Consider the following 313-nt stretch of genomic DNA (forward strand, 5'->3'; position numbering starts at 1 on the left):
ATGATGTTCTCCTCCACAGTCAGGCTACCGAAGATGCGTCGATCCTCGTGCACGAGCTGCATGCCGGCGCGGGCGATTTTGTGGGCCTTCCTGCCCGCTATTTCCACGCCGTCGAACCTGATGCTGCCGCTGCGCGGTGTGACGACGCCCATCAAGCTTTTGAGGGTCGTGCTCTTGCCGGCACCGTTGCGGCCCAGAAGAGCCACCACCTCGTGCTTCTCGACGCGCAGCGAGACGTCGAACAGGATGTGGCTGTCGCCATAGTAGCTGTTGAGGCCATCGACTTCGAGCAGGCTCATGCCATCTCTCCATG

1 protein-coding gene is annotated in these 313 nt (G+C 61.3%); it reads right to left on the reverse strand.

The window, feature by feature from the left end; genetic code table 11:
* Positions 1 to 299 (reverse strand): ATP-binding cassette domain-containing protein (locus tag AC3A4H_RS23695; RefSeq protein ID WP_487768894.1); only part of this gene is annotated, 299 nt, incomplete at its 3' end.
* Positions 300 to 313: the final 14 nt, after the last annotated feature.

Source organism: Pseudaminobacter sp. Soil_N_29 (assembly GCF_057656055.1).